The organism is Nonlabens arenilitoris, assembly GCF_002954765.1.
Lineage (GTDB): Bacteria > Bacteroidota > Bacteroidia > Flavobacteriales > Flavobacteriaceae > Nonlabens > Nonlabens arenilitoris.
The window spans coordinates 2,680,412-2,705,900 of sequence record NZ_MTPW01000001.1 but is presented as its reverse complement, the minus strand read 5'-3'; the positions used below and the strand labels follow the sequence as shown (position 1 = coordinate 2,705,900).

The following is a 25,489-nucleotide window of genomic DNA, read 5'->3' as shown; positions in this document are numbered from 1 at the left end:
AGGGTTTCAAGAACCATTCCTAAAGCAACAAGATAGAAACTTCATGTTTCATCTTGAGTTAACAAAGAGAAAATAACTATGAACTTTTAAACTAGTTTATCAACTAGAAAAAACGAGAATGCCAGCTCTCAGATGCAGGAACTTCCCAGTGCTCGCGATACTCTCCTACATTTGTAACGAGGTTGTTAAAAACGATAGTGTTAGGAGAGACTGACTTGGCTTTGGCCATTTTTTTAAAATCGCTTAATTCTTTGTGTGCTACATATTGACCGTTTTTAAAGGTCACATTCATTTTATCCATTAGATCAATCTTAAAAGCCTTTTCTATGGATTGTATAAATCGTACACTCGCATCTATAGAACAGCCCGTAGCACCTGCAACCGTTTGATCTAAACCTATAACAATAAATCGGTTATAAGGATACTCTACACCAGCTTTTAAATCTTTACCATGGGCTGTCCATTGCTGTAAAAAGTTATCCATTTGAGGCTTCAACTCATTAAGCTCATCAGTAGTAAATGGTCTATTTGCTTGATAAATCCAGACTCTTGCATCATCTGGTAAATCTTTAAAATTTGCGTGCATGGTTATTCTTCAATTTTAGTAAGCACTAACATGTTACGATACTCCTGTATTCTAGGATCATACATATTTTTCTCTACATAAGTAAAAGTGTACTTATTTTTCTTTTTCATTGCTGTCTCTAATAAAATGTCATTTTCTACATATTCTAACCATAGAAACTTACGCACTCTACCATTCCCATCTTTTATACTCAATGTATAAAATTGTTCTTGAGAAAAATCTACCACTTTACCAGTTACCGTATAAGACATAGGCTCATTAACAGTAGTATATCCCATTTCTTCAAAATCTTCATCACCGGCCATTGATAAAAATAATGATATGGATGAAGGGCAATTAACCACCATGTGCATTCCTAATTGTTCACCATATGCTTCTAGTACTTCATCACCTGCGGCAAAGTCTAATCCATTTTTTTTGTAATATTCTGGATCAGTTGCATATGCTTTAAACATACTCTCTGTAAAGACCTTTAATGCTTCAACGCTTGTTAAATTTTCAATATCGCCCTTTTCTTTAAGATGCGTACAAATACTGTTTGATAATTTATCAAGTACTTCCTCTTCTAATTTTTGTGCATTAGAAAATATAGTTATCAATAATAATATGAGCGTAATTTTATATTTCATTTAGATTTTACTTTTTCTTTTTTTTCACCATCCAGCGCGTTGCTATGGCCATAAATGTCCCAAATATCAGAGTACTAAAAACAAACTTTACCTCATGAAAAGGTAAATCGCTGGCATAATCAAAGGCTGCCATTATTCCCGCATAAACTAATCCTGAAAACAACCCTAGAATGATACGGTTTTTCCATGGAATTTTTTCTGGTTCAGAATTCATGGTCTATAAATCTTCTGCACTGGCAATCATCTCTGCGATGTCTAGCACTTCTACTTTACCTTCTTTCTCAGCCGCCTTGATACCATCACTCATCATAGTATTGCAAAACGGACAAGCCGCTGCTATAATTTCTGCTCCAGTATCCAGTGCTTCATCAGTACGTTCAATATTAATGTCTTTATTACCTGGTTCAGGTTCTTTAAACATTTGTGCTCCACCAGCTCCACAGCACAATCCATTACGTTTACTACGTTTCATTTCTACCAGTGCAGCGTCTAATTTTTCAATTAAATCTCTAGGTGCTTCATAAATCTCATTAGCACGTCCTAGATAACATGGATCGTGATAAGTGATTTTCTTTCCTTTGAATTTACCTCCAGAAATGGTCAATTTACCATTTGCAATTAAATCTTTTAGGAATGAAGTGTGATGAATCACTTCATAGTTACCACCTAATTCAGGGTATTCATTTTTAAGTGTATTGAAACAGTGAGGACATGCTGTCACAATCTTTTTGATTTCATAACCATTAAGAACCTCTATATTCATCATAGCTTGCATTTGAAACAAGAATTCATTTCCTGCTCTTTTTGCTGGATCACCGGTACAACTTTCTTCGGCTCCTAAAACAGCAAACTCTACGCCTGCCTTATTTAATAGCTTTACAAATGCTTTAGTAATTTTTTTAGAACGGTCATCAAAACTTCCACTACAACCTACCCAGAATAAAACCTCTGGTGTTTTTCCTTGGGCAATAAACTCTGCTGCGGTAGGTACTTTTATCAATTCACTCATAATTGTTATGTTGAGATGTTTATGTTACGCTTTGGCGAAAGCGAAATAGACATCATACTATTTCTTAAATACTTCTATTGTTACTTCTTCCTCTACTAGATGGGTAAATTTACCTTTATATCTAGTGGCACGTACCATATGATTATCAATCCAGTGGTAGTTACCGCCTCTAGGTTTACCCATTAAAAGGCTATGATATTTAAATCCATGTTTTTTTAACCATACTTCAGTAACCTCTCTATGTTCCTCAGTTCTGGAAGTGAAAAAACAAATAACATGTCCATCATCAAACCACTCATTAAGCGTTTTTAATGCATCTGGAAAAGGCTCACAGGTCGCCATACGTTCTGGCTCTTCATTAGGCACATCTTCTGTAATCGTACCATCTATGTCGATCAAGTAGTTCTTAATGCCTTCAGGTAAAATAGGACTAGCTAAAGAACCGTCATCGTTTTTTGCTTCTAGGTATTCGTTTTTTTCTTTCATATTACAACTCGTCTGCCCAATTCAATCGATCCATCTGGTTATAAGGCCATGGTGCACCGTTATTTTCTATGTTAGTTAAAGCGTTATTTAAATCTGTAGGCGCTGCACTATTTTCTAGCACTAAATATCTTCTCATATCCATAATAATACTTAATGGATCGATACCTATAGGACAAGCTTCAACACAAGCATTACAGGTTGTACATGCCCATAGTTCTTCAGTAGTGATATGGTCATTTAATAACTTTTTCCCATCATCTTTCCATTCACCTTCTTTATTAATTAAGGCTCCTACCTCTTCCAGTCTATCGCGTGTCTTCATCATTATAGCACGTGGACTCAATTTTTTACCGGTAATATTTGCTGGACATTCTGAGGTACAACGACCACATTCTGTACAGGTATAGGCATTTAATAATTGTACTTGGTCAAGATCGAATATATCACTAGCTCCTAATGAAGCTGGCTCTTCTTCCATAGACGCTGGATCTGGTGCTGCAAATGGATCTGCATCTGGGTCCATCATCAGTTTAACCTCAGCTGTAACGGCTTCCATATTTGTAAACTGACCTTTAGGTGTCAACTTAGCAAAATAAACATTAGGGAACGCTAGCATGATGTGTAAATGCTTAGACCAATATAAGTAGTTCAAGAATATTAATATTCCAACGATGTGCAACCACCATGCTGCTCTTTCTATGATAATAAGCGTACCATCTGCCATGTTTTCAAATAGAATAGCTACATATTGAGAAACAGGGAATGATCCAAATATCTCGCCAGCATGTGCATAGCCTTCCACACCTCTAGTTTGAAGAATAAAGTCTGTGGCGTTCATTATTAAAAACAAACTCATTAATACAACTTCAAAATATAAAATGTAATTGGCATCATTTTTAGGCCATCCTTTTAACTCACCCATAGTGAATCGTTTGATGTTCATTGCATTTCTTCTAATCCAAAATACAACAACGGTAACTAGAACAAGTAAGGCTAATATTTCAAAAGTTCCTATCAAGACGTCATAAACACCACCTAAATATGGTGCAAAAATACGGTGCGTACCAAAGAGCCCGTCCATAATGATTTCTAGAACTTCTATATTGATAATAACAAATCCTACATATACAACAACATGTAAGAAACCAGCAATAGGCCTGCGTACCATCTTAGATTGTCCTAAAGCAATACGAGCCATTTGCGCCCATCGTTCTTTTTTATTATCTGAGCGATCAACTTCTCTACCTAGCTTAATATTACGTATCATCTTGCGGATGTTACTAGTAAAGTAACCTACACCGGCAATTAGTAAAAGGGCAAAAATGATTTGTGGAATGTATTCCATGTATAAAAATTATTTAGTTGGGTCTTCTGGTTCTTCGTATGGTCCTGGTCTTTTTCCAAATACAGAAAAATGGACATAACGTTTAGGATTAAGCTTCATATCCTGTAATAAATCTGCAGCTTGTTCTGTAGCTCTTTCTAGATTTGTGTAGAGTTTGTCGTCAGTCATTAACTTCCCTAACGAACCTTCTCCATTACTTACCTTATCTAGTACGTTATTAAACTTTCCTATTGTTTCCTCAAGTTGTTTTACCGTACCGGCTATTTCTACTTGTGCAAGAGTGTCTGATATCTTAGCAAAATTTTCTGTTGTAACATCTAAGTTCTTAATGGTTCTTCCTAGACTTTCTTTATTATCTGCTAACAGTGTATTTGCATTGCGAGATAAAGCCTTAAATTCTACAAGGGTTTTATTTAATTCTTCTAGCGATGAAGTAATAGCAGCACGAGCATCTGGATTAAGGGTTTTATTAACCGCAACTAGCACACTATCTGCGCTCACTACCATATGTTCAATCTTATCTTTTAAAGGAATGAATTGATCCATTACCTCACCTTGTAATCCTTTATCTAACTTAGACTGTAAGGTATCACCAGATTTTGCAGCAACTGCAGTAGATTCAAAATTAGGTACAATAGCTAGCGCCTTACCACCTATAAGACTGGTGCTGTAAACACTTGCTGTGCTTTCTGAAGAAAAGGAGAAATCACCATTAACGTGAAATTTGACAATTAATCTTCCACTATCATCTAAAAATTTAATATCATCGATATTACCTACTCTTAGACCATTTATAGTAACCGGTGCAGATTTAGTAAGTCCTTCCACATTATCATAGACAGCATAATAGACTCTATTATCCTCTAAAAGATTACTACCCTTTAAATAGGAGTAACCAAAAATAAACAGCGCAATCGCCACAACGGTAAGAATACCTACTTTAACTTCTTTGGATAATTTCACAGATACGGTGTTTTTGACAAATTTAAATAAAGCTACCTATTTTGTAGCCTATTCTCAACATATTTAGCAATACATTATAAACGTCTAGTCACACCATTCTCTACAACAACGATAAAAGCACCTTCATATCCAGCCTTTAACGCTCTTTTTTTGAGTTCCATTGCATCCTCTAGTGTTGATAGCTTACCTGTGTAATATCGATAAATACCGCCAGATTTCTCTCTAGAAATTTCAGGAAGTTTTTTAAAATTATAAGATTTGGCCGCAACTTGATTAGAACTAGCAGCGATTTGGACCATGTAAATAGATGTTGTAGCTAGATCATCACCACTAGCCTCAATTGTTTGAGAATTGATGTTTTCTTCTATATTAACGGGCTCAACCTCAAAATTATTTATATCTCTATTTTTTTGATAATTAAGAATAGCCTTAAAAATGGATTGCGCCACTTTATCTTGACCTGCATTACTATTTAAAAAATCACGCTCTTCGCTATTAGTAATAAATCCTGTCTCAATCAACACACTAGGCATATAAGATAATCGCAGAACTGCAAATCCGGCTTGCTTTACCCCACGATTTTTCCTTTTCAAGGCTTCTTCAAATTTGCTTTGAACATTTGCTGCCATTTCTATACTATTATCTAAGAAATCTTCTTGAGTCAATAGACTTGCAGCAAAAGAAGAAGGATCATTAGGGTCAAAACCTGCATATTTCTCTTGATAATTATCTTCTAATAATATGACAGCGTTTTCTCTTTGAACTACTTCAAGATTATCATCACTGCGATGCAGTCCTAGAACCCATGTTTCATTTCCTTTGGCACTTTTATTTGCTGCAGCATTACAATGCACAGAGACAAAAAGATCTGCTTTTGCTTTATTAGCAATAGAGGCGCGTTCATGTAATTCAAGAAATTTATCTGTCGTACGCGTGTAAACTACTTTTACCTCAGGGTTTTTTGATAGTAAAACTCCTATCTTTTTAACCACCTTAAGAGCAATATCCTTCTCATTTACGCTTCCCACTTTTTTACCAGGATCAGATCCACCATGTCCTGCATCTAATACTATCGTAAACTTTTTACTATTTATAATAGTAGAATCTACAGGCGTACTAGCCTGAATTGCAACAGGAAAAGTAAGTAATGCAATAATTAAAAGTATATACGTTTTCATTATAGTGTTCATAGGTGTTAAGGTGCTTTTGATAAATACGCTTTCGCGAAAGCGTAATTACAATAAAACGCATAAAAATTATACGTAGTTTTGGGGTTTCAAAAACCAGACCATTTCTATTAACGAATATAGTTTACTGAAGATTGCATTATTTGAAGAGGTATATTATTTTATCAATAGTTTTTTTAACAGCCAGCCTGATGTGTCATGCTCAAGAGCTGCCTAATAATAGTACCTCAATCCCTGCAGAAAAGCCAGTTGAGAATGAGGTTGAAAAACCACAACTACCCGTTGCAGAAACTATAGAAATAGATACAGACTCTTTACAACTTAATAAACCTAAAGATTCTACTAAACGTAAACCTATCCTAGAGCACAAGCTTATCTCTAGTGCAACAGATTATAAAGAAATAGACCGTATTAACAATACGATCACGCTCTATAATGAGGCAAAAATTGTATACGGTGATATTACCCTCGAGGCTGGTAAAATTATTATGAATATGAATACCGGAGATATATTTGCCTATGGTGTAATTGATACCGCAGGTGTTTATGTTCAAAAACCGATATTTACTCAAGGACAAAATGTCGTAAAACCGGACTCTATTATCTTTAATAAGGACACACGCAAGGCGTTAACTTATAATTCAGTCACGGCACAAGGCGAGTTTAATGTAAAGGCCGAAGTAACAAAGCGTGTGAATGACTCTGTTTACTATATGAAAAGAGCCATTTTCACGACTTCTAAGGACCCAAATAATCCTGACTACTACTTCCTTGCTCGTAAAATAAAATTTGTTCCAGGAGAAAAGATTGTCACTGGACTGGTCAATATGTATATTGCTGATGTCCCTACACCTATAGGGTTACCATTTGCTTATTTCCCGATGACAAATGAGCGTAAGAGTGGTGTAATTATCCCATCTTTTGGTAATAACAATAATCAAGGATACTTTTTACAAAATGGTGGATATTATTTTGCTATCAATGATTATGTAGATCTTACTGTTTTAGGTGATTATTTTACTAACGGTAGTTGGGGTTCTAGAATAGAAAGTAGCTATAGAAAGAGATATGCTTTTAATGGTAGCTTCCGTTTTTTATATGAAAATCAAATCCAAAGTGAACGAGGCTTTTCTGATTTCCAACAAACCAATCGTTATAATATCAACTGGCAACACAGTCAGGATGCAAAAAGTAATCCTAACAGCCGTTTCAGTGCTAGTGTAAATTTAGGTAGTAGTCAATTTTTTAGACAATCATTTAATCAAGTTAATCAAAGTGCCACACTGGTCAACAACTTAAGTTCTTCTATCTCATATTCAAAAACTTTTCCTGGTGAACCTCAAGTTAACGTTACCACCACAGTTTCTCACAATCAAAACACCAATACAGATGTGGTTAACTTAACCTTGCCTACACTACAAGCTAGTGTATCAAGAGTTTTTCCTTTTGCACCTAAGGAAGGAGCAAAAAAAGGGCTGATCCATAACATCAACCTACAATACAATTTAAGAGGAGAAAATCGTATCGCTACAACTGATGATGATTTTTTAACCAGTAAAATGTTTGATGGTGCCATAAGTGGTTTGCGACATACCATTCCCATTTCTACTAATTTTAAAATAGCAAATTACTTCTCTGTAGGTTTAAATGCTAATTATGATGAATCGTGGGTATTTGAAACTTACAGGCAGTTTTTAGAAGATAATGGATCTGGTGGATTTAATACAGTGCGCGATACGGTAAGCGGTTTTGACGCGTATCGTACCTATAATTATGGCGCTAGTATAGGAACTACGGTATACGGAAACTGGAAATCCACAAATAAAGAGTCTAAAGTACAGGCTATAAGACATGTAATGAGACCTAGTGTAACCTATAGCGCAAACCCTAGTTTTGAACAATACTACGATCGACTGTTAGATGAACAAGGATTAGACGTGTCTGAAGAAGAGCGATTCTATAGTCGTTTTGATGGTACTTTATTTAGCGCGCCAGGTCGAGTATATTCCAGTAGTTTAGGTATAGGTATTCAAAACACAGTTGAGGCAAAGGTAAGAGACAGAGATTCTACTAAAACAGAACTCAAAAAGATTTCTCTCATTAAATCCTTTAACGTTAACACTTCCTACAATCTCGCAGGTGATTCTTTAAACTGGAGTCCTTTACAATTAAGAGGTGTCATTCCCATATTTAAAAATATAGATTTAAACCTAGACGCAAATTTAGATCCATATGCATTAGATAATACTAACCAACGCATCGATAGATTTAATATTGATAATGGTGGTAGTTTATTCCGGTTAACGCGTGCTGGTGCACGATTTAATTTCAGACTAAGCAATACAGATTTTGAAAAACAAGTAGATAAAAAAGACGACAAACCAGACGATCCTTTACAAAATAGAAATTTACAAAATGGTGGCCGTGAAGATGATCTCTTTGGAGCATCCATAGACTATGCAGATGGTACCACCTATGATCAACAAGAACCAGAAAAAGAGAGCGTTGATATAGACAAGACTAGATATCGATTTAAAATTCCATGGAATTTAAACTTTGCATATACTATGACTTATAATAATGCGCAAAGACAAAATGAAATCAATAATCAATCCTTAATGGTATCTGGTGATGTAGAACTATCTCCTCGATGGAGTGTCGGTGGTAATACAGGTTATGATTTTGCAAATAAAGGTGTATCCTTTACCACATTGCGTTTTAACCGAGACCTAGAAAGCTGGAGATTAAGTTTTAACTGGACTCCTATAGGACCGCAAAACAGCTGGTTCTTCTTTATTGGTATTAAATCTGGTGCATTAAGTGACATTAAGTGGGATCAACGCAAACAGCCAGATCCACAGTTCTAGTACGCGCCTCTACTCCTATTTTTAACTATCTTTATCTAATGAAAAAAATAATATACACAGACCTTGCTCCTAGCCCTATAGGACCTTATAATCAAGCTGTACTCATAGACACACCACATCAAAAAACATTATATACCAGTGGACAAATCGCTATCGATCCAGCTACTGGAGAATTGAAAATAGATGATCTTAAAGAAGAAACTCATCTGGTGATGAAACACCTAGAAAGTTTATTAAAACAAGTCGATATGACGTTTGAAAATGTGATTAAAACGTCCATTTTCTTAAATGATATGAGCAATTTTGCAACGGTTAATGAAGTTTATGGTAGTTATTTTAATGAAGCTACTGCACCTGCTAGAGAAACCGTAGAAGTGGCCAATTTACCTAAGTATGTAAACGTAGAGATTTCAGTAATCGCAATGACCTTTTAATTATGTCTCTAGAAGCATCAGAACTTATATTAAATGATGATGGTAGCATCTACCATCTCAACTTACAACCACATCAACTAGCGCACACCATCATTACGGTAGGTGATCCCGATCGCGTAGGTGAAGTTTCAAAACACTTTGACACGATAGAACATCGTGTGGGCAAGCGTGAATTTCACACGCACACGGGTACATTGAAAGGTAAACGCATTAGTGTCGTATCCACTGGTATAGGAACTGATAACATAGATATTGTTTTTAACGAGTTAGATGCGCTGGTTAATATTGATTTTAAAACACGCACCATTAAATCTCAATTGACTCAATTAGATATTATACGTGTGGGCACATCTGGCGCCGTACAATCTCACATTCCTGTGGATTCTTTTTTATTATCACAACGCGGGATTGGTTTTGACTCTTTATTTCACTGGTATGAAAATGATGGTGGTGATTCCGCTTTCGCGAAAGCGGTTGCAGAACAATTACACTTATCAGAACAGGCAGCTCGACCTTATACCATCAGTTGTGATAAAAAACTAGCTGATATCTTTAAAAGCGATGAAGTATTAATAGGAAATACGATTACTAACGTAGGTTTCTACGGACCTCAAAGTCGACAATTGAGATTAAAACCTGCACACCATCAATTGAACGCAAGTATTGAGTCGTTTGAGTATGAAGGTGAAAAATTAACAAACCTTGAGATGGAGACCGCTGGAATCTATGCTATGGCTAGTCTACTAGGTCATCGAGCTGTTTCTTTAAATGCGATACTCGCTAATAGAGCAACTGGCGAGTTCTCTAAAAACCCTAAATCTATCGTCGACGAATTGATAACATTTACCTTACAACAAATCGTTGATAATTAACAAGGCTTTTACGCAAATCCTTTAACATAGTTTGTATTTTTCAAATGTGAAAGAACAGACTAAATATCCCATTAGACATAGAGACCTTAACTGGTTAAGCTTTAATGACCGCGTACTTCAAGAAGCAAAAGATTCTTCAAATCCGTTATACGAGCGATTAAAGTTTATAAGTATATTTTCTTCTAATCTTGATGAGTTTTTTAGGGTGCGAGTTTCTCAGTTGCGCCAGATAAAAAAGGTAAAAAAGAAACTGAGAAAGAAACTTGCCCTAAGACCTAATAAAATTCTCAAAGAGATATTATTTAAAGTAAATGAGCAGCAAGAAGAACTGGGTTCTATCTTTTATGAATCTATCGTGCCTGAATTAAAGGAAAACGGTATTCAATTGCTTTCTTATGAAGAGCTTATAGAGAATTATAGTGAAGATGCTCAAAGCTATTTTAATGATCATATTAAAGAGCACATAAAGCCTATCATCATTAAAGCAGCTACAGACTCTGACGTATTTTTAGAAAATAGCGAACTGTATTTTTTAGTTACTTTTATGTCAGAGCATCACTATGGCATCGTTAATATACCGTCAGATAAATTAAAAAGATTTATCCCATTAACTGATAAAGATGGTACACATGTGATTGCTTTTATAGATGATATTGTAAAATCACAATTACAATCATTATTTGATAAACAAGATGTTTTAAGGTCTTATGCTATCAAGTTATCACGTGATGCCGAGTTATATCTCGAGCAAGAGGTTGATGTCGATCAAACGCTAGCAGATCAAATTTATGAGTCCTTAAGTCAGCGATTAAATGGTCAACCTACACGTCTACTCTATGACAGCACGTTACCTAATGAGGTGCGTAAAAATTTAAGAAAAAGTCTAGGATTAGGTAAGATAGATATGGTTGCTGGTGGACAATATCACAACTTTGACGATTTCATGAAGTTTCCGGATTTAATAAAAAACAAATCCTTAAAGGCTGATAAGCTAGAACCTATAAGGCATAAGTATTTACACGGTTCTAGTGACTATTTTAAAGTTATTAGAGAAAAAGATCAGCTAGTACATTTTCCATATATGTCATTTGACTATGTGCAAAATTTAATCAATCAGGCTGCATCAGATCAAGATGTTTTGGAAATTAAAATATCGTTGTATCGAGTAGCAGACCAATCAGCTTTAACAGATGCGCTATTATTAGCTTTACAAAATGGCAAAAAAGTAACTGTTTTTATTGAGGCAAAAGCTAGATTTGATGAAGAAAATAATATTAAATGGGGACGCATTTTTGAAGAAAAAGGTGCTCATGTCATTTATAGTTATCCTAAAATTAAAGTACATAGTAAAGTCTTACTCATTTTACGTAAGGAGCAGAGCAAGGTGCAACGATATGCTTATATAGGGACTGGAAACTTTAATGCGCAGACTTCAAAATTTTATTGTGATCATGGTTTATTTACAGCTCATAAAAAAATAACCAAAGAATTACATCGTGTTTTTAAAGTATTGCAAGGTGATATGATTATTCCTAGAGCAAAAAATCTATTAATATCGCCTTTTACAACGCGTTCTACCTTTGAAGAACTGATCAGAAATGAAATAGATGCTGCCATAGCTGGAAAACCATGTGGTATTACTGCCAAAATGAATCAGCTAGAAGATGAAAAGATGATTAAGTTACTGTACAAAGCAAATCAGGCCGGTGTACCTATTAGATTAATTGTTAGAGGTTTTTCAAGACTTATACCAGAAATTAAAGGAATAAGCGATAATATCTATGTGACTAGTATTGTAGATCAGTTTTTAGAGCATGGTCGTATTTATAAATTTCACAACAATGGTACACCTATCATGTATACTGGTAGTGCAGACTGGATGTCACGTAACCTAGATAGAAGAATTGAAGTACTGACACCTATCTATGATCAGAACATTTTTAATGAATTAGATGATATATTAAACATTCAGTTATCAGATAATGTGAAAACTCGCATTCATACTTTAAATGAAGATAATACCATGGTTAAGGATCAAAAGAGGAAAGTCAGGTCACAATTTGAAATACACTCTTATCTTATAAAAAAACATCATTCAGTATAATTTTTATAATTGAGTTTAAGGTTAATATAGATTAGTGGTTTATCCTTATCTGGCACATAAATAACTTATTCATCAGAACGCAAAATTTGAATTGGTTAACCTATTTATTCACATTATGTGGTTATTTATTAGAAGTACCAACAAACTATTAAGTAAACATTAGGACGAAGTAATATATCTTTGTCAGACTTTTACTCATTATGACTACGATAAAAATAGGCGGCGTACCAGAACATTTTAATCTACCATGGCATTTTGCTATAGAAGATGGAGCTTTTGAAAAAGCAGGAATTGATTTGCAATGGGAAGATATTCCAGAAGGAACTGGTCGTATGAGTAAATTACTTCGTACTAAAGAATTAGACGTTGCCTGCATTCTTACAGATGGTATTGTTAAAGATATAATCGCTGGAAATCCTTCACGTATATTACAAGTCTATGTAGCTTCTCCTCTATTATGGGGTGTTCATGCTCCTGGAAACATTGAGGCCGAAAAAACCCAGCAACTAGAGGATGGTAAATTTGCCATTAGTAGATATGGTAGCGGCTCTCATCTAATGAGTTTCTTATTAGCTAAAAGGCATGGTTGGGATACAGATGATTTAAATTTTGAATTAGTTAATACCTTAGATGGTGCTGTAGATGCACTTTCACAAAACAAAGCGCAGCTTTTCTTATGGGAACGCTATATGACACAACCTATAGTAGATCAAGGTATTTTTAAAAGATTAGAAACCATTGCAACACCATGGCCTAGTTTTGTTATCGCAGCTACCCAAGAATGTATTACCGAAAAAGAAGAGGCATTAGGCAAAATGCTTTCTATTATTAATAGATATACGGCAGATTTTAAGCAAATTCCTTCGATAGATCGTACAATTGCTTCTCACTATGATCTTCAAGTAGGTGATGTACAGCAGTGGTTATTACGTACAGAGTTTAGCGATGATCAATTATGGGATGCAACGGTAGATAAAATAAACAAAGAATTTAGTGCTGTAGGCATTATAGATAGAAAAGTAGCCCTAGAAGAGTTAATCTATGATATTCCTAAAGTAGATGAAGAAGAGTAATTGAACTCTAACTCGAGATTGAACTCGAACTTGAACTCGAGGTTGAAGTTGAAATAAATATCCTAACCTGTCATTGCTAGGAGCGCGCGACGAAGCAATCTGTCATTAAAAGTAATAAGTTTTTATCACCATTATACTACCACTCAATCACCTCTTTCCCCATTCCTTGAAGCAACTCATTAACCTGTGAAAAATGTTTATTACCAAACCAGTAACCACGATTTGCACTCAATGGTGAAGGATGACCACTGGTAAGAATATGATGCTTTTTCTTATCGATAAGCTTTGCTTTTCCCTTTGCAAATCCGCCCCAAAGTAGAAATATCACATCTTCTCTTTCTTGAGAAATGGTTTTTATAACAGCATCTGTAAAGCGTTCCCAACCTTTTTTGGCATGAGATCCAGCTTCTCCCTTTCTAACGGTTAAAACGGCATTCAATAGCAAAACACCTTGCTCTGCCCATCGCTCTAAAATGCCACTTACAGGGATTGGTATATTTAAATCTGTATGGATTTCTTTAAAGATATTGATCAATGATGGTGGATGCGGAATTCCGTCAGCCACAGAGAAGCATAAACCGTTTGCTTGTCCAGGTCCGTGATATGGATCTTGACCTATAATGACCACTTTTACTTGATCTATAGGTGCCGCGTCAAATGCTGCAAAGATTTTACTTGCTGGTGGATAAACAGTTTGCGTGGCATATTCTGTTTTCACAAAAGCGGCTAGCTCTTTAAAATAATTGCTATCAAATTCTGATTGTAAAGCCTTTTTCCAGCTTTGGTGAATGCTTAATTCCATGTGGTAAAGTTATAAGATTTTATTATTTTAAGGTTGTTCATCAAACATACTGCACAAAAAAATTCTTGCGATTATATAATTTATTTTAGTTTAAACTTAAAACTGATAATTAATTCTAAAACCTGCGACTACTACACTGGCTAAGTGTATTTTTGTAATCATATTATGAGTAGAATTTCCAGTAAAACCATTCAAGATTTAGAGTTCAACATCGTGTTAGAACAGGCTTCTTCCTTTTGTACTACTACAGATGGGAAAACAAACATGCTTTTACTTGAGCCACTTACCTATCGTAATGCGGTTAAAGACTCTTTACAGCATACAAATGAGTATTTACAATCGTATGCCAGTGAGTACCGCATACCTAATCATGGGTTTGACCCTATAGAAAAGGAATTGCAATTGCTAGGTATTGAAAATTCGACGTTAGAAAAAGACAGTATCCGTAAACTAGCAGTACTGCCACGTACTGTAAATGAACACATAACCTTCTTTAAAAAGCAGCAGCTTTTATTTCCTAAACTATTTTCTAGACTAGAGAAAATAGAAAAGAATGAATACGTACCACAAGCAGTAGACGCTGTTCTAGATCGTTTTGGTGAGGTTAAAGATGACGCATCACCAGATCTTAAAAACTTAAGAAGAGAAATGAATAGTGTTAAAGGCCAGCTCAATGGTAGCTTTGGCGCAGCACTCAGTCATTACTCTCAAATGGATTATCTTGATGAAATCCGTGAAACGGTAATTGAAAACCGTCGCGTTTTAGCCGTTAAAGCCATGTACCGCCGTAAAGTAAAAGGTAAGGTAATGGGAAGTTCTAAAACGGGAAGCATTTCTTATATCGAACCAGAACGTGTGTTAACGCTTTCGCGAAAGCTTGCTGAACTAGAAGTTGAAGAGGCAGAAGAAATCCACCGTATTCTTAAAGCTCTAACAGAGACTTTACGTCCGTTTCTGGAAGAATTTAAGATTTATAGAGATTATTTAACGCACACAGACATTATCGCGGCAAAGTCTCGATATGCACAATCCATCGATGCTCTTTTACCTATACTGGTAGAACACAGAGAACTAGAATTAGTTGATGCATATCACCCGTTATTGCTAGTATCTAATAGAGCGCGAAATGAAAAAACCTATCCACAAACCATAGGTCTTAAAGCGGACAATCGCATCATTGTGATATCAGGTCCTAATGCTGGTGGTAAATCCATTACTCTTAAAACAATAGGTTTACTACAATTGATGATACAAACTGGATTTTTAATTCCAGTTCATGAGAAAAGTAGAATGAGCATATTTAAGCATGTTCTTACTGATATAGGTGATAATCAAAGTATCGATAACCACTTGAGTACTTATAGCTATCGTTTGAAAAATATGCGAGGTTTTCTTAAAAAAGCTGATGATAAGACACTTTTTCTTATTGATGAATTCGGTACAGGATCAGACCCAGAACTAGGTGGCGCACTGGCAGAAAGTATGCTAGAAGAACTTTATAGCCGTAAAAGTTTTGGGATTATTACTACTCATTATACTAATTTGAAGATGCTGGCAAATGAATTGCCAGAGATGACAAATGCAAATATGCTTTTTGACGCACAATCATTAGAGCCTATTTATAAATTGCAACTAGGAGAAGCTGGTAGTTCTTTTACCTTTGAAGTAGCACAAAAAAATGGGATACCCTACTCTCTTATTAATAAAGCAAAAAAGAAAGTTGAACGTGGTAAAATAAGGTTTGATAAATCTATCGCTGCATTACAAAAGGAACGTTCAAATTTGCGTAAAAACAATGAATCACTAAGGGAACGTGAGATAAAAGCTACCCAAAAAGTAAATAAATTAGAAGATACACAGGATCGAGTGCAACAAAAGCTTCTAGACTTTCAAGAAATGTATGATAGTTATCAACGTTACATACAGTTAGGAAAGAAATTTGATGGACTTGCTAAGGATTTTTCAAATAACAAAAAGAAAAAATTACTGGTCGATGAGCTCATGAAAATGGTCATCACTGAAAATGTGAAACGCCAGCCGCCACCTAAAAAAACAGAGGCAAAAAAGCATAAGCAAGAACAAGGTAAAAAGAAACAATTAGAAAATGAAGTGATTCAAAAGGTTGCTAAAATTAGAGAACAAAAAAAGAAAAACCCAAAGCCTGTTGTCGCTCCTAAACCGAAGGTAACACTTAAAAAGAATGATCGTGTGCGCTTGTTAGATTCAAAATCTGTAGGCACAATTGATCAGATTGAAAAAGGAAAAGCTACCGTTAATTATGGTATGTTTACAACTATAGTATCAGTAGAGCAATTAGAAAAAGTGTAATGAAGAATAAGCAAAATGATGTAATTCTCTTTGACGGTGTTTGCAATTTATGCAATGATGCTGTTACTTTTATTATAAAAAGAGATTCTAAAAATCACTTCCGTTTTGCTGCTTTAGAAAGCGATATAGGCCTGCTTTATCTTAAAAAACATCAGATTAACCCTAAAGAAATAGATAGCATTGTATTGATACGTGGCGAGCGAGCTTATGTTAAAGCTAGCGCTGCATTGCGTATAGCTCAAAAAATGGACGGTTTCTGGCCTTTACTTTCTGCCCTTATTATTATTCCTAGGTTGATCTCTAATGCAATCTATGAGTACATAGCCAGAAATAGATATAAATGGTTCGGTAAGCAAGAAAGCTGCATGATACCGACTAAAGACTTACGTGATAAATTCCTTCATAAGTAGAAGGAAGCATATGTTATTCAATAGCCTAGGTTTCTTATATTTAGCACTAAATTTAATTTAGTGAAAAACTTTTTTACAGGTACACTAGCCTTTATAGTCTACGCCGGCTTATGTTTAGCCTTTTTCGGCTATTATTATATCGAACAATTGACTGGAAAGAATACGAATTTTATATCGAGTGATGTTGTCAATGAACAACCTATAATCGATGAATTACCATCTGATGAGTTAGAGTCAGAATTAGAGCCAGTTATTCAATCAACACTTGACCAGCAACTAGATTCTATAGCTGCCGCAAAAGCCCTAATTAATACATTAAGTACTAGTGAAGATTCAACTGTAACAAAAGAATATGAAGTCTCAAACGCAGAAGCTGCTCTAGGTGAAGTAAGTGAGGAATCAACAATCATCAATGGTAATAAAGAAACTGCTGTATATGAAGCAAATACATTTACCATCAATGATCAAAATGGAAATCCATTAACTAATTGTAGCACCTTTACAACCATTTATAAAAATAATTCAAAGGTTAAAATTCCATATCCATGTAGAGCATACGGTAATGAAATTAAAGAAGTTTTGAGCTCTAATCCCAAAGCAGAAATCATCATCAATGGATATTCCTCTATACAAGAAGATGCAGACATAGGAATGAAAAGAGCTCAATATGTAAAAAGACTACTGACCAATATCGGAATCAAAGCTGATAAAATCACGCTTAAAAGTGATAAAAAAGACATACCATTTAAATCTGGGATTGCACAAGGAGGAATAGATATTCAAATACTAAATATTAATAGATCAGAATCTAATAGTAATGCTGTAAAAGCAAGCCCTACAACAGCCGTACCTACTATTTCATCAGGAAATGGGCCGTATGGATATCAACGATTCACAAAAGGATATCAGGGCGACTTTTTTTATGGTAATAGAGCTTTTACAGCCTATATTAAAGAGGTACAGAATTATCTTAATGAAAACCCTGGTAAAAAGGTATATGTCTATGCTTATACAGATACAGTAGGTAATGCCACCGATAATTTTAACATAGGAAAAGATAATGTAAATACAGCAAGGCGACTTATGATTCAAAATGGCATTGCGATTAATCGTATCGTAGCCGTATCAAAAGGCGAAGAATCATCTGGTGCAACAGGCAATAATCGTAGTTTAGTAGTTATCGTAAAATAGAGATATGGAGTCATTTTTAAATTCCCAGATGGGTATATACTTAGTTCTCTTTTTGATGCTACTAGGTGCTTTTATTATTGGATATCTTTTTGGTAATCAAAAAGATGATAAACAAGTGGTCGATGATAAAGTTGAACAGGTTGTTGCACAAGTACGTGAAGTTGAACGTAAGTTAGACCGAGTAGAAAAACGTGTAGAAATATCAGACTTAAGTGAACCTGGTCAAGTACGTGCTATGAAAACTAGAGATAGAACTGGTAAATTATCTGATGATGCAAAAACAGAGATCGTGGAAAGCATACTAGATCTAGATTATATTGGTAAAGGCAATCCTTCTAATCCTGATGATTTTCAGAAAATTGTAGGTATAGGTCCATTTGTAGAGGAAAAACTTAAAAGTATAGGGATAAATAGCTATGAACAACTTTCAAAACTACGCGATCAAGATACAGAAGCAATCACCATGCTTATTGAATTCTTCCCAGGCCGTATACACAGAGATGACTGGAAAGGTCAAGCAACAGCTCTATTGAAATTAAAAAGTAAGAATAAATAAACAATTTATTTCTTTAATAGAAGATATAAAAAAAGCGCAAATCTCACGATTTGCGCTTTTTTTATTTAAATAATACGTGAGGTTATTGATTTCCTAGTATAATAGGTAATCCACCACTCTCGCCGCCACCTATTACGATTACTTTAGAGTTAGGAGATTGTGAAAGCATCAGTGTTGCTTCAATTCCTTTTTCAGTTAAAATTTTATCTGTAAGTGATGCACTTAAAATACGGTTTGCCACAGCTTTACCTTCTGCATCAATTTTTTGACGTTCCGCTTCTTTGGTTGCCTTTGTTAAACGGAATTCATATTCTAGTGATTCTTGCTCTTGCTTTAATTTACGCTCAATAGCTTCTTTTATCTTAATAGGTAAAGTGACATCTTTTACTAGGACTCTATTTACTATAATGTATTGGGTAGTAAGTTCTTTTTGCACTTCTTCAAGAATTTCTTGTTGGATGACATCTCTTTTACTAGAATATAATTGCTCTGGTGTATAACGACCAACAACACTACGTGCTGCAGCACTTATCGCTGGTGCAAGAATCTGAGATTTATAATCAATACCTTTTTCTTGATGTAAGAAAGGTAATTTGTCATATTCTGGCATGTACCATACCGTTGCATCAACCTTAACTTCTAGTCCATTAACTGACAGCACTTGCATTTGATCAGAAACTGATTGTTGTCTTGTAGGATAAACAATCATATCGTTCCATGGTGCGATGATGTGAAAACCTTCTCCATATGTGTTTTCTAAATCTACACCATTTCCTAAAGTTTTAAATAAAACACCAGCTTGTCCAGCTCCTATTACCACTGAACTTTTAAGTATAACAATGATTAATAAAACAACTGCTATGATAGCAACTAATCCTGCTTTGGGTAATTTTTCCATTATAATTTTAATTTAGTTTTGAAGTGTTAAAATACGACACAACAAATGAATCGATCGCAATCTCTAGTTAAAAAGCTGTCCAACTAATTTTATATCTCAACATCCAAATAATGCAGTGCTTAGATTAGTCCATTATACTTTCTTAAGAACCACTCCAGGCCTAGTAGTAGTAATATAATCCCTAGTAAGTATTTCCAATCGATCAAACTTGCATAACTGGTACTAGATCGTTCTACAGGTTTTAATAGAGGGTTTTGCATTAGTTGTGCAACGACCTGTTCCATCTGACCTTGATAGTAAACACTTTCAACACCTACTAATTGTTGCATATCGCTGTCCTGAGCACTAATAAATTGTTTTTCTACATCAAATTCTAGAATACTTAAAGAACCACTCTGGCTTAACTGGTCATTTTCTACCTTAACGGTAAATCGATAATCACCTGCCCCAATACCACTTAAATCAACTGAATAACTATTTCCTTCTAATATAAAAGGTCTTACAATTTGCCTATCAGTTGTTGTATGAATTAATGTCATGTTGAGAATACCATTGTCCTCAAATTCATAATTTTTATCTAGATATTGTGCATTGATTATAATCTTTTGATTTTGATAATAGAAGGTTTTATAGTCTATTTCTAATCTGTTACGCCTTTTATTTGAAGCGAGATATTGAATCTGACTACCTACTAATTCATCCCAGTTTTTAAAATCTTTTTCTTCTAGATAACTCTGTGCTCGCCATCTCCAGAAACCTTCGGCTAGAAACACGGCATGTCTCGTGTCATTCTCTTCATAAGTAAACCATAATGGTTGTTGAGTTTCTACATCACCTATGGACTTAAACATTAATACATTAGGCACTGTGTTCATTCTTACTGCTCCAAAGGGAACCTGCACTGGCGGATAATCATCATAACTATAACCTTCTAAATTAAAGGTTGTGTAAGACGTATTTAAAATAGGTTGTACCTCATCGACTTCCTCATCTAACTCAATACTGTAAGCTGTCATCTGGCTATTTAAAAACTCATAATCAGTACTAGGTCCAGTTATAGTCCATGTATTTTTATTGAGCTGCTTGGCTTGGCTATACGCTTTCGCGAAAGCGTTATCAGGACTATAGAAAATAACCATGTTATAATCATTAAGATCTGGATTATCAATGGTTTTTTGAATACTAACGTCACGCTGTTGATTAGAGGCTATTGCTTTTTTAATAGCAGCAAGATCGGGATGCATGACATTGCTCAATATCAAAATCTTAGTTTGTTGATCAATGACTTCTACTGCAAAATTGCGATAATTATTACTGATATTTTTTTCGGCAGTTAATGGTGTGAGTGATGCTCTTAAGGATTGAGTACCTACCTGTTTACTAGTAAGATTAAGGTTTACAATCTTAGAAGTATTTTCTTTTGAAAAGCGTATTTGCTCTTGATGTAAAGTGGTATTACCGCTAGTGATTTTAAATTGAGTCGTCACTGTAGAGGCTCCATTATATGATGTAAAGATCTCTACTGGAAATTCATTATTCAAATAAGAATAACGATTTACATTAAGTTGTGTAATTTTAAGGTCTGGATAGTTGGTCGTGTCTCCATATATTATTGGATAGATTGCAGTTTTTGAATCGATTGTTGCATATCTATAACTATTACCGCTCGTTTGATTACCATCTGTAAGTATGACCACAGCTTTGTTACGATCCTTAAATAATTTTTGTGGTTGTTCAATTGCATTATAAATATTAGTCTCTGCCCCATTAAAGTTAATACTGTCTAATGGTTGAACCTGATTTGAAAAACTAAAACGTTGAATTTCAAAATTATCTTTTATGGTAGGATGCTCAATTAAAACTGCATAATCTGTTTTTAAATCTTCATTAACTTTTAACTGCGCTATTGAACTAGAGTTATCAACTTGTACTAACAGTAATGGTTTGATAGTTTGATAAGTGGTTTTATCAAATTTAAGATCTAAAAAGAGTATTAGAATAGTAAAAACCGTGAGAAACCTTAAAAAGGCAAACCACGGTTTTTGTTTATTATTTTTTTTATTAGAAAATATATAACCATAATGGAATAAGGCTACTAGAGCTGCAACAATAGTTGCAAGAATAATCCATAATATAGTCATATAAGTCTATTATTTACTAGGTAAGCATACCGCCATCCACGTTAAGTGTCTGACCTGTTACATAAGTTGAAAGATCACTACCTAAGAATACACAAGCATTTGCGACATCTTCTGGGCTACCACCACGTTTTAATGGTATAGCATCTCTCCATCCTTGAACAACATCTTCATTTAATTTACCAGTCATTTCTGTCTCGATAAATCCTGGTGCAATTGAGTTACATCTAATATTTCTAGAACCTAATTCAAGCGCTACAGATTTTGAAAAGCCTATAATACCTGCCTTACTCGCAGCATAGTTAGTTTGACCAGCATTACCTTTAACACCTACTACACTACTCATGTTTATAATACTACCTGATCGCTGTTTCAACATAGTACGTTGAACAGCTTTAGTCATATTAAAAACAGACTTCAAGTTCACTTCTATTACTTGATCAAAGTCTTCCTCACTAATACGCATTAAGAGATTATCCTTAGTAATTCCAGCGTTATTGATTAAAATATCAACAGTACCAAAATCCTCTACAACCTGCACGACTAGATCTTGTGATTCTTGAAAACTTGCTGCATTACTCTTGTAAGCTTTGGCTTTAACACCCATTGCTGTAAGTTCTTTTTCTAGTTCTAGTGCTGGTGCTTCAGAGCTGCTGTAAGTGAATGCAACATTTGCTCCATGCTTTGCATAGACTTGTGCAATTCCTTTACCTATACCTCTACTCGCTCCTGTAATAAGAGCTGTTTTACCTTCAAGTAATTTCATAATTGGTTTAATTAAAAAAGTCTAGACTTCTCTTTATAAAAGAAAAGTCTAGACCATGTGATTTAAAAATTAGCCTATTACTTCAGCTACTTTTTTACCTATTTCAGCAGGAGAATCTACAACGTGAATTCCACATTCTCTCATAATTGCTTTTTTAGCTTGTGCCGTATCTTCAGATCCACCTACAATCGCACCTGCGTGCCCCATAGTACGACCAGCTGGAGCAGTCTCTCCAGCGATAAAGCCTATAACTGGTTTCTTATTTCCAGTAGCTTTAATCCACTGTGCTGCATCAGCCTCTAACTGACCACCTATTTCACCTATCATTACAATAGCTTCAGTTTCTGGATCATTCATAAATAACTCTACGGCCTCTTTAGTAGTTGTTCCTATAATAGGATCACCACCTATACCGATCGCTGTAGAAATACCATATCCTTGTTTTACAACTTGGTCAGATGCCTCATAAGTAAGAGTTCCTGATTTTGAAACGATTCCAACTTTACCCTTTTTAAATACAAAACCAGGCATGATTCCTACCTTTGCTTCTCCTGGAGTGATTACACCTGGACAGTTAGGTCCAACAAGACGACAGTTTTTATCTTTAATATAGTCAGCAGCTTTTACCATATCAGCAACTGGAATACCTTCAGTAATAGTAATTATTACCTCAATTCCTGCGTCTGCAGCTTCCATTATAGCATCTGCAGCAAATGCTGGTGGCACAAAAATGATAGTTACGTTTGCTCCAACTTTCTCAACCGCTTCAGAAACAGTGTTGAAAACAGGCTTATCTAAGTGTGTCTGTCCACCTTTACCTGGTGTTACTCCACCTACTACGTTTGTACCGTATTCAATCATCTGGCCTGCGTGGAATGTTCCTTCACTACCAGTGAAACCTTGTACTATAATTTTAGAATCTTTGTTTACTAAAACGCTCATTTATATATATTTAAGTTGAGTTTTATTTATTTAATTTTCGCTAGGGTGACTCGTTTGATGAATCTCAATAATCTTATTTTCTGAGACTTTAAAGATAGAAATAAAATAACCTATAGGGATTTCTTCTCGAGGATTTTCTACTGTTTTTACAAACACTGTAAACCTTGCTGCTACTTCATCCTTTTCACTGATCATGTGCGTTATATCTGTTCTCATACTTTCATATGATGACGCAGTAGACTCAGTAAGTCTATAATATTCATTATAATCGTATTCTCTATAACCAGAACTTGCGTGCCAGTGTGTTCTAAAATCTGGATGTATGAAATCCTTAAACAATTCAGGATTAATGAATACATCTGAATCCAAGAACGACCGTACAATTTTTTTAGCTGCTGCTGACATTTAATTATTTTTGATAAAGTTAGGTAACATTCTTATAGCTGCCAGCTCTCTAAACTTTTCTTTAGCATTTGAAGCTGGCGACCCAAATAATACATCACCTGGTTTAACATCTTTTGAGACACCACTTTGTGCCATTATTTCACATCCTTTTCCTAATCTAACGTCACTGCGTATACCTACTTGTCCCCAGATTTTTACATCATCTTCTATAACTACACAACCTGATATACCTGTCTGACTAGCTATCAACACATTTTTTCCTAATACCGTATCGTGTCCTATATGCACTTGATTATCCAGTTTACTACCATAACCTATGGTTGTATCGCCACTTACACCACGATCAATAGTGCATGCAGCACCTATTTCAACATGGTCTTCAACGATCACACGACCGTTACTTAGTAATTTATCATATCCTTCAGGTCTACGCTTATAATAGAAGGCATCTGCTCCTAAAACTGTACCTGAGTGAATAATTACATTATTTCCTATAACGCATCTATCATTTATAGACACATTGCTATGTATGATGCAGTTTTCACCTATTACAACCTCATTACCTAAAAAAGCATTGGGTTGTATGACAGTACCTTTACCTACTATAGGTGGATTAGTATTCGCTTTCGCGAAAGCGTGAAATGGAGCAAAGTGCTGTGTTAATTTATTGAAATCTCTAAAAGGATCATCTGATATTAAAAGAGCTTTGCCTGCCGGTGCTTCTACTTTTTTATTAATCAAAACGATGGTGGCATCACTTTGTAATGCTTTATCATAATATTTAGGATGATCCACAAACACAATGTCGCCTGGTGTCACAACATGAATCTCGTTCATACCTGTTACCGGGAACTGATCATCACCTACATACTCACAATCTATGAGCGCAGCAATATCTTTTAAACGATGTGTTTGAGAAAACTTCATTTACTCTTTCATGCGCTCGTGATAAGCACCTTTTTCTGTATCGATACGTATTTTATCTCCTTCATTAATGAAAAGAGGTACGTTAACCTCTGCACCTGTTTCAACAGTTGCTGGTTTAGTAGCGTTTGTAGCTGTATTACCTTTGAGACCAGGCTCTGTTGCCGTTACTTCTAATACAACATACTGAGGCATATCAACTGATAGCGGTGAATCATCTTCAGTATTAATTTGGATCTTTACGATTTCGCCTTCCTTTAATAGACCTGGTGCGTCTAGTACAGATTCTTGTAAACGTATTTGCTCATAAGTATCTGTGTTCATAAAATGGTATCCTTCTGGGTCTTGATATAAATACTGGAAAGATTGAGTCTCTACTCTTATATCTTCTATTTTATGTCCAGCAGAGAAAGTGTTATCGATAACTTTACCGTTAGTTACACTTTTTAATTTTGTTCTTACAAATGCTGGTCCTTTACCAGGCTTAACGTGTAAAAATTCTACAATTTTATAAATATCGTGATTGTATCTAATACACAATCCTTTTCTAATGTCGCTTGTACTTGCCATATCT

General features: G+C 35.0%; 25 protein-coding genes. 9 read left to right on the top strand and 16 right to left on the bottom strand.

From position 1 onward, the window contains the following. Positions 1-103: 103 nt before the first annotated feature. The 8 genes from BST92_RS12030 to BST92_RS11995 all read right to left on the bottom strand — a co-directional run bounded on the left by BST92_RS12030 (position 104) and on the right by BST92_RS11995 (position 6,196). Complete coding sequence (locus BST92_RS12030; protein ID WP_105071678.1) at positions 104-586, bottom strand: ABC transporter ATPase; 483 nt, start codon at positions 584-586, stop codon at positions 104-106. A gap of 2 nt (positions 587-588) precedes the next feature. Continuing rightward, on the bottom strand, positions 589-1,215 hold the full coding sequence (locus tag BST92_RS12025) for a hypothetical protein (RefSeq protein WP_146105159.1): 627 nt from the start codon (positions 1,213-1,215) through the stop codon (positions 589-591). Between the two features lie 7 nt (positions 1,216-1,222). Then, positions 1,223-1,429 (bottom strand): DUF6404 family protein, encoded by a 207-nt coding sequence (locus BST92_RS12020; protein WP_105071676.1) that lies wholly within the window; start codon positions 1,427-1,429, stop codon positions 1,223-1,225. A 3-nt stretch (positions 1,430-1,432) separates the two neighbouring features. Then, positions 1,433-2,224: a (Fe-S)-binding protein gene (locus BST92_RS12015; protein ID WP_105071675.1), complete on the bottom strand. Its 792-nt coding sequence runs from the start codon at positions 2,222-2,224 to the stop codon at positions 1,433-1,435. Positions 2,225-2,281: 57 nt separating this feature from the next. Then, entirely contained in the window at positions 2,282-2,710 is a 429-nt protein-coding gene (locus BST92_RS12010; RefSeq protein WP_105071674.1) for an LNS2 domain-containing protein, read from the bottom strand. A 1-nt stretch (position 2,711) separates the two neighbouring features. Continuing rightward, positions 2,712-4,055: a 4Fe-4S dicluster domain-containing protein gene (locus tag BST92_RS12005; protein ID WP_105071673.1), complete on the bottom strand. Its 1,344-nt coding sequence runs from the start codon at positions 4,053-4,055 to the stop codon at positions 2,712-2,714. Between the two features lie 9 nt (positions 4,056-4,064). Continuing rightward, positions 4,065-5,018, bottom strand: a complete 954-nt coding sequence (locus tag BST92_RS12000; protein WP_105071672.1) for an MlaD family protein — start codon at positions 5,016-5,018, stop codon at positions 4,065-4,067. A gap of 74 nt (positions 5,019-5,092) precedes the next feature. Next, positions 5,093-6,196 carry an N-acetylmuramoyl-L-alanine amidase gene (locus BST92_RS11995; protein WP_211292491.1) on the bottom strand — a complete coding sequence of 368 codons (1,104 nt, stop codon included), beginning with the start codon at positions 6,194-6,196 and terminating at the stop codon, positions 5,093-5,095. Between the two features lie 200 nt (positions 6,197-6,396). Here BST92_RS11995 and BST92_RS11990 point away from each other — a divergent pair, with 200 nt between their 5' ends. The 5 genes from BST92_RS11990 (at position 6,397) to BST92_RS11970 (ending at position 13,555) form a co-directional block, all read left to right on the top strand. Then, entirely contained in the window at positions 6,397-9,072 is a 2,676-nt protein-coding gene (locus BST92_RS11990) for a putative LPS assembly protein LptD (protein WP_211292490.1), read from the top strand. 38 nt (positions 9,073-9,110) lie between these two features. Further along, complete coding sequence (locus tag BST92_RS11985) at positions 9,111-9,506, top strand: Rid family detoxifying hydrolase (RefSeq protein ID WP_105071669.1); 396 nt, start codon at positions 9,111-9,113, stop codon at positions 9,504-9,506. A 2-nt stretch (positions 9,507-9,508) separates the two neighbouring features. Further along, positions 9,509-10,378, top strand: coding sequence for a nucleoside phosphorylase (locus BST92_RS11980; RefSeq protein WP_105071668.1), 870 nt, complete (start codon positions 9,509-9,511; stop codon positions 10,376-10,378). A gap of 46 nt (positions 10,379-10,424) precedes the next feature. Beyond that, positions 10,425-12,482 carry a polyphosphate kinase 1 gene (gene ppk1, locus BST92_RS11975; RefSeq protein ID WP_105071667.1) on the top strand — a complete coding sequence of 686 codons (2,058 nt, stop codon included), beginning with the start codon at positions 10,425-10,427 and terminating at the stop codon, positions 12,480-12,482. A gap of 200 nt (positions 12,483-12,682) precedes the next feature. After that, positions 12,683-13,555, top strand: coding sequence for a substrate-binding domain-containing protein (locus BST92_RS11970; protein WP_105071666.1), 873 nt, complete (start codon positions 12,683-12,685; stop codon positions 13,553-13,555). A gap of 136 nt (positions 13,556-13,691) precedes the next feature. On the opposite strand, the gene ung is transcribed toward BST92_RS11970, so the two are convergent. Continuing rightward, positions 13,692-14,357, bottom strand: coding sequence for a uracil-DNA glycosylase (ung, locus tag BST92_RS11965; protein WP_105071665.1), 666 nt, complete (start codon positions 14,355-14,357; stop codon positions 13,692-13,694). 165 nt (positions 14,358-14,522) lie between these two features. Between ung and BST92_RS11960 the strand changes: the two genes are divergently transcribed. From BST92_RS11960 to BST92_RS11945, 4 genes are read left to right on the top strand one after another with little or no spacing between them, the layout of a single operon-like run. Then, positions 14,523-16,685 carry an endonuclease MutS2 gene (locus BST92_RS11960; protein ID WP_105071664.1) on the top strand — a complete coding sequence of 721 codons (2,163 nt, stop codon included), beginning with the start codon at positions 14,523-14,525 and terminating at the stop codon, positions 16,683-16,685. Next, entirely contained in the window at positions 16,685-17,095 is a 411-nt protein-coding gene (locus BST92_RS11955) for a thiol-disulfide oxidoreductase DCC family protein (RefSeq protein ID WP_105071663.1), read from the top strand. Before BST92_RS11960 ends, BST92_RS11955 begins: the two co-directional genes overlap by 1 nt. Positions 17,096-17,155: 60 nt before the next feature. Then, positions 17,156-18,286: an OmpA family protein gene (locus BST92_RS11950; protein WP_105071662.1), complete on the top strand. Its 1,131-nt coding sequence runs from the start codon at positions 17,156-17,158 to the stop codon at positions 18,284-18,286. Between the two features lie 4 nt (positions 18,287-18,290). After that, positions 18,291-18,842 carry a hypothetical protein gene (locus BST92_RS11945; protein WP_146105158.1) on the top strand — a complete coding sequence of 184 codons (552 nt, stop codon included), beginning with the start codon at positions 18,291-18,293 and terminating at the stop codon, positions 18,840-18,842. A gap of 82 nt (positions 18,843-18,924) precedes the next feature. Here BST92_RS11945 and BST92_RS11940 read toward each other — a convergent pair whose 3' ends face one another. The 7 genes from BST92_RS11940 to efp all read right to left on the bottom strand — a co-directional run bounded on the left by BST92_RS11940 (position 18,925) and on the right by efp (position 25,485). Beyond that, positions 18,925-19,740 carry a prohibitin family protein gene (locus tag BST92_RS11940; RefSeq protein ID WP_105071660.1) on the bottom strand — a complete coding sequence of 272 codons (816 nt, stop codon included), beginning with the start codon at positions 19,738-19,740 and terminating at the stop codon, positions 18,925-18,927. Between the two features lie 119 nt (positions 19,741-19,859). Continuing rightward, positions 19,860-21,881, bottom strand: a complete 2,022-nt coding sequence (locus tag BST92_RS11935) for a hypothetical protein (RefSeq protein ID WP_105071659.1) — start codon at positions 21,879-21,881, stop codon at positions 19,860-19,862. A 16-nt stretch (positions 21,882-21,897) separates the two neighbouring features. Further along, on the bottom strand, positions 21,898-22,644 hold the full coding sequence (gene fabG / locus BST92_RS11930) for a 3-oxoacyl-[acyl-carrier-protein] reductase (RefSeq protein ID WP_105071658.1): 747 nt from the start codon (positions 22,642-22,644) through the stop codon (positions 21,898-21,900). A gap of 69 nt (positions 22,645-22,713) precedes the next feature. Then, positions 22,714-23,586: a succinate--CoA ligase subunit alpha gene (gene sucD, locus BST92_RS11925; protein WP_042289942.1), complete on the bottom strand. Its 873-nt coding sequence runs from the start codon at positions 23,584-23,586 to the stop codon at positions 22,714-22,716. A gap of 30 nt (positions 23,587-23,616) precedes the next feature. Further along, positions 23,617-23,991 (bottom strand): nuclear transport factor 2 family protein, encoded by a 375-nt coding sequence (locus BST92_RS11920; RefSeq protein ID WP_105071657.1) that lies wholly within the window; start codon positions 23,989-23,991, stop codon positions 23,617-23,619. Next, positions 23,992-24,918, bottom strand: coding sequence for a UDP-3-O-(3-hydroxymyristoyl)glucosamine N-acyltransferase (locus BST92_RS11915; protein WP_105071656.1), 927 nt, complete (start codon positions 24,916-24,918; stop codon positions 23,992-23,994). Beyond that, a complete protein-coding gene (gene efp / locus BST92_RS11910; RefSeq protein WP_105071655.1) occupies positions 24,919-25,485 on the bottom strand; it encodes an elongation factor P in 567 nt (188 codons plus the stop codon). Positions 25,486-25,489: the final 4 nt, after the last annotated feature.

Excerpts from the sequence above, each read along its gene's own strand:
- BST92_RS11990 (WP_211292490.1), top strand. The coding sequence starts at position 6,397 with ATGTGTCATGCTCAAGAGCTGCCTAATAATAGTACCTCAATCCCTGCA.
- BST92_RS11970 (WP_105071666.1), top strand. The coding sequence starts at position 12,683 with ATGACTACGATAAAAATAGGCGGCGTACCAGAACATTTTAATCTACCA.
- BST92_RS11995 (WP_211292491.1), bottom strand. The coding sequence starts at position 6,196 with ATGAAAACGTATATACTTTTAATTATTGCATTACTTACTTTTCCTGTT.
- BST92_RS11955 (WP_105071663.1), top strand. The coding sequence starts at position 16,685 with ATGAAGAATAAGCAAAATGATGTAATTCTCTTTGACGGTGTTTGCAAT.
- BST92_RS11945 (WP_146105158.1), top strand. The coding sequence starts at position 18,291 with ATGGAGTCATTTTTAAATTCCCAGATGGGTATATACTTAGTTCTCTTT.
- ung (WP_105071665.1), bottom strand. The coding sequence starts at position 14,357 with ATGGAATTAAGCATTCACCAAAGCTGGAAAAAGGCTTTACAATCAGAA.
- BST92_RS11915 (WP_105071656.1), bottom strand. The coding sequence starts at position 24,918 with ATGAAGTTTTCTCAAACACATCGTTTAAAAGATATTGCTGCGCTCATA.
- BST92_RS11985 (WP_105071669.1), top strand. The coding sequence starts at position 9,111 with ATGAAAAAAATAATATACACAGACCTTGCTCCTAGCCCTATAGGACCT.
- BST92_RS11980 (WP_105071668.1), top strand. The coding sequence starts at position 9,509 with ATGTCTCTAGAAGCATCAGAACTTATATTAAATGATGATGGTAGCATC.
- BST92_RS11935 (WP_105071659.1), bottom strand. The coding sequence starts at position 21,881 with ATGACTATATTATGGATTATTCTTGCAACTATTGTTGCAGCTCTAGTA.
- BST92_RS11920 (WP_105071657.1), bottom strand. The coding sequence starts at position 23,991 with ATGTCAGCAGCAGCTAAAAAAATTGTACGGTCGTTCTTGGATTCAGAT.
- BST92_RS12030 (WP_105071678.1), bottom strand. The coding sequence starts at position 586 with ATGCACGCAAATTTTAAAGATTTACCAGATGATGCAAGAGTCTGGATT.
- BST92_RS11940 (WP_105071660.1), bottom strand. The coding sequence starts at position 19,740 with ATGGAAAAATTACCCAAAGCAGGATTAGTTGCTATCATAGCAGTTGTT.
- BST92_RS12015 (WP_105071675.1), bottom strand. The coding sequence starts at position 2,224 with ATGAGTGAATTGATAAAAGTACCTACCGCAGCAGAGTTTATTGCCCAA.
- BST92_RS12010 (WP_105071674.1), bottom strand. The coding sequence starts at position 2,710 with ATGAAAGAAAAAAACGAATACCTAGAAGCAAAAAACGATGACGGTTCT.
- BST92_RS11960 (WP_105071664.1), top strand. The coding sequence starts at position 14,523 with ATGAGTAGAATTTCCAGTAAAACCATTCAAGATTTAGAGTTCAACATC.
- sucD (WP_042289942.1), bottom strand. The coding sequence starts at position 23,586 with ATGAGCGTTTTAGTAAACAAAGATTCTAAAATTATAGTACAAGGTTTC.
- BST92_RS12005 (WP_105071673.1), bottom strand. The coding sequence starts at position 4,055 with ATGGAATACATTCCACAAATCATTTTTGCCCTTTTACTAATTGCCGGT.
- BST92_RS12020 (WP_105071676.1), bottom strand. The coding sequence starts at position 1,429 with ATGAATTCTGAACCAGAAAAAATTCCATGGAAAAACCGTATCATTCTA.
- efp (WP_105071655.1), bottom strand. The coding sequence starts at position 25,485 with ATGGCAAGTACAAGCGACATTAGAAAAGGATTGTGTATTAGATACAAT.
- fabG (WP_105071658.1), bottom strand. The coding sequence starts at position 22,644 with ATGAAATTACTTGAAGGTAAAACAGCTCTTATTACAGGAGCGAGTAGA.
- BST92_RS12025 (WP_146105159.1), bottom strand. The coding sequence starts at position 1,215 with ATGAAATATAAAATTACGCTCATATTATTATTGATAACTATATTTTCT.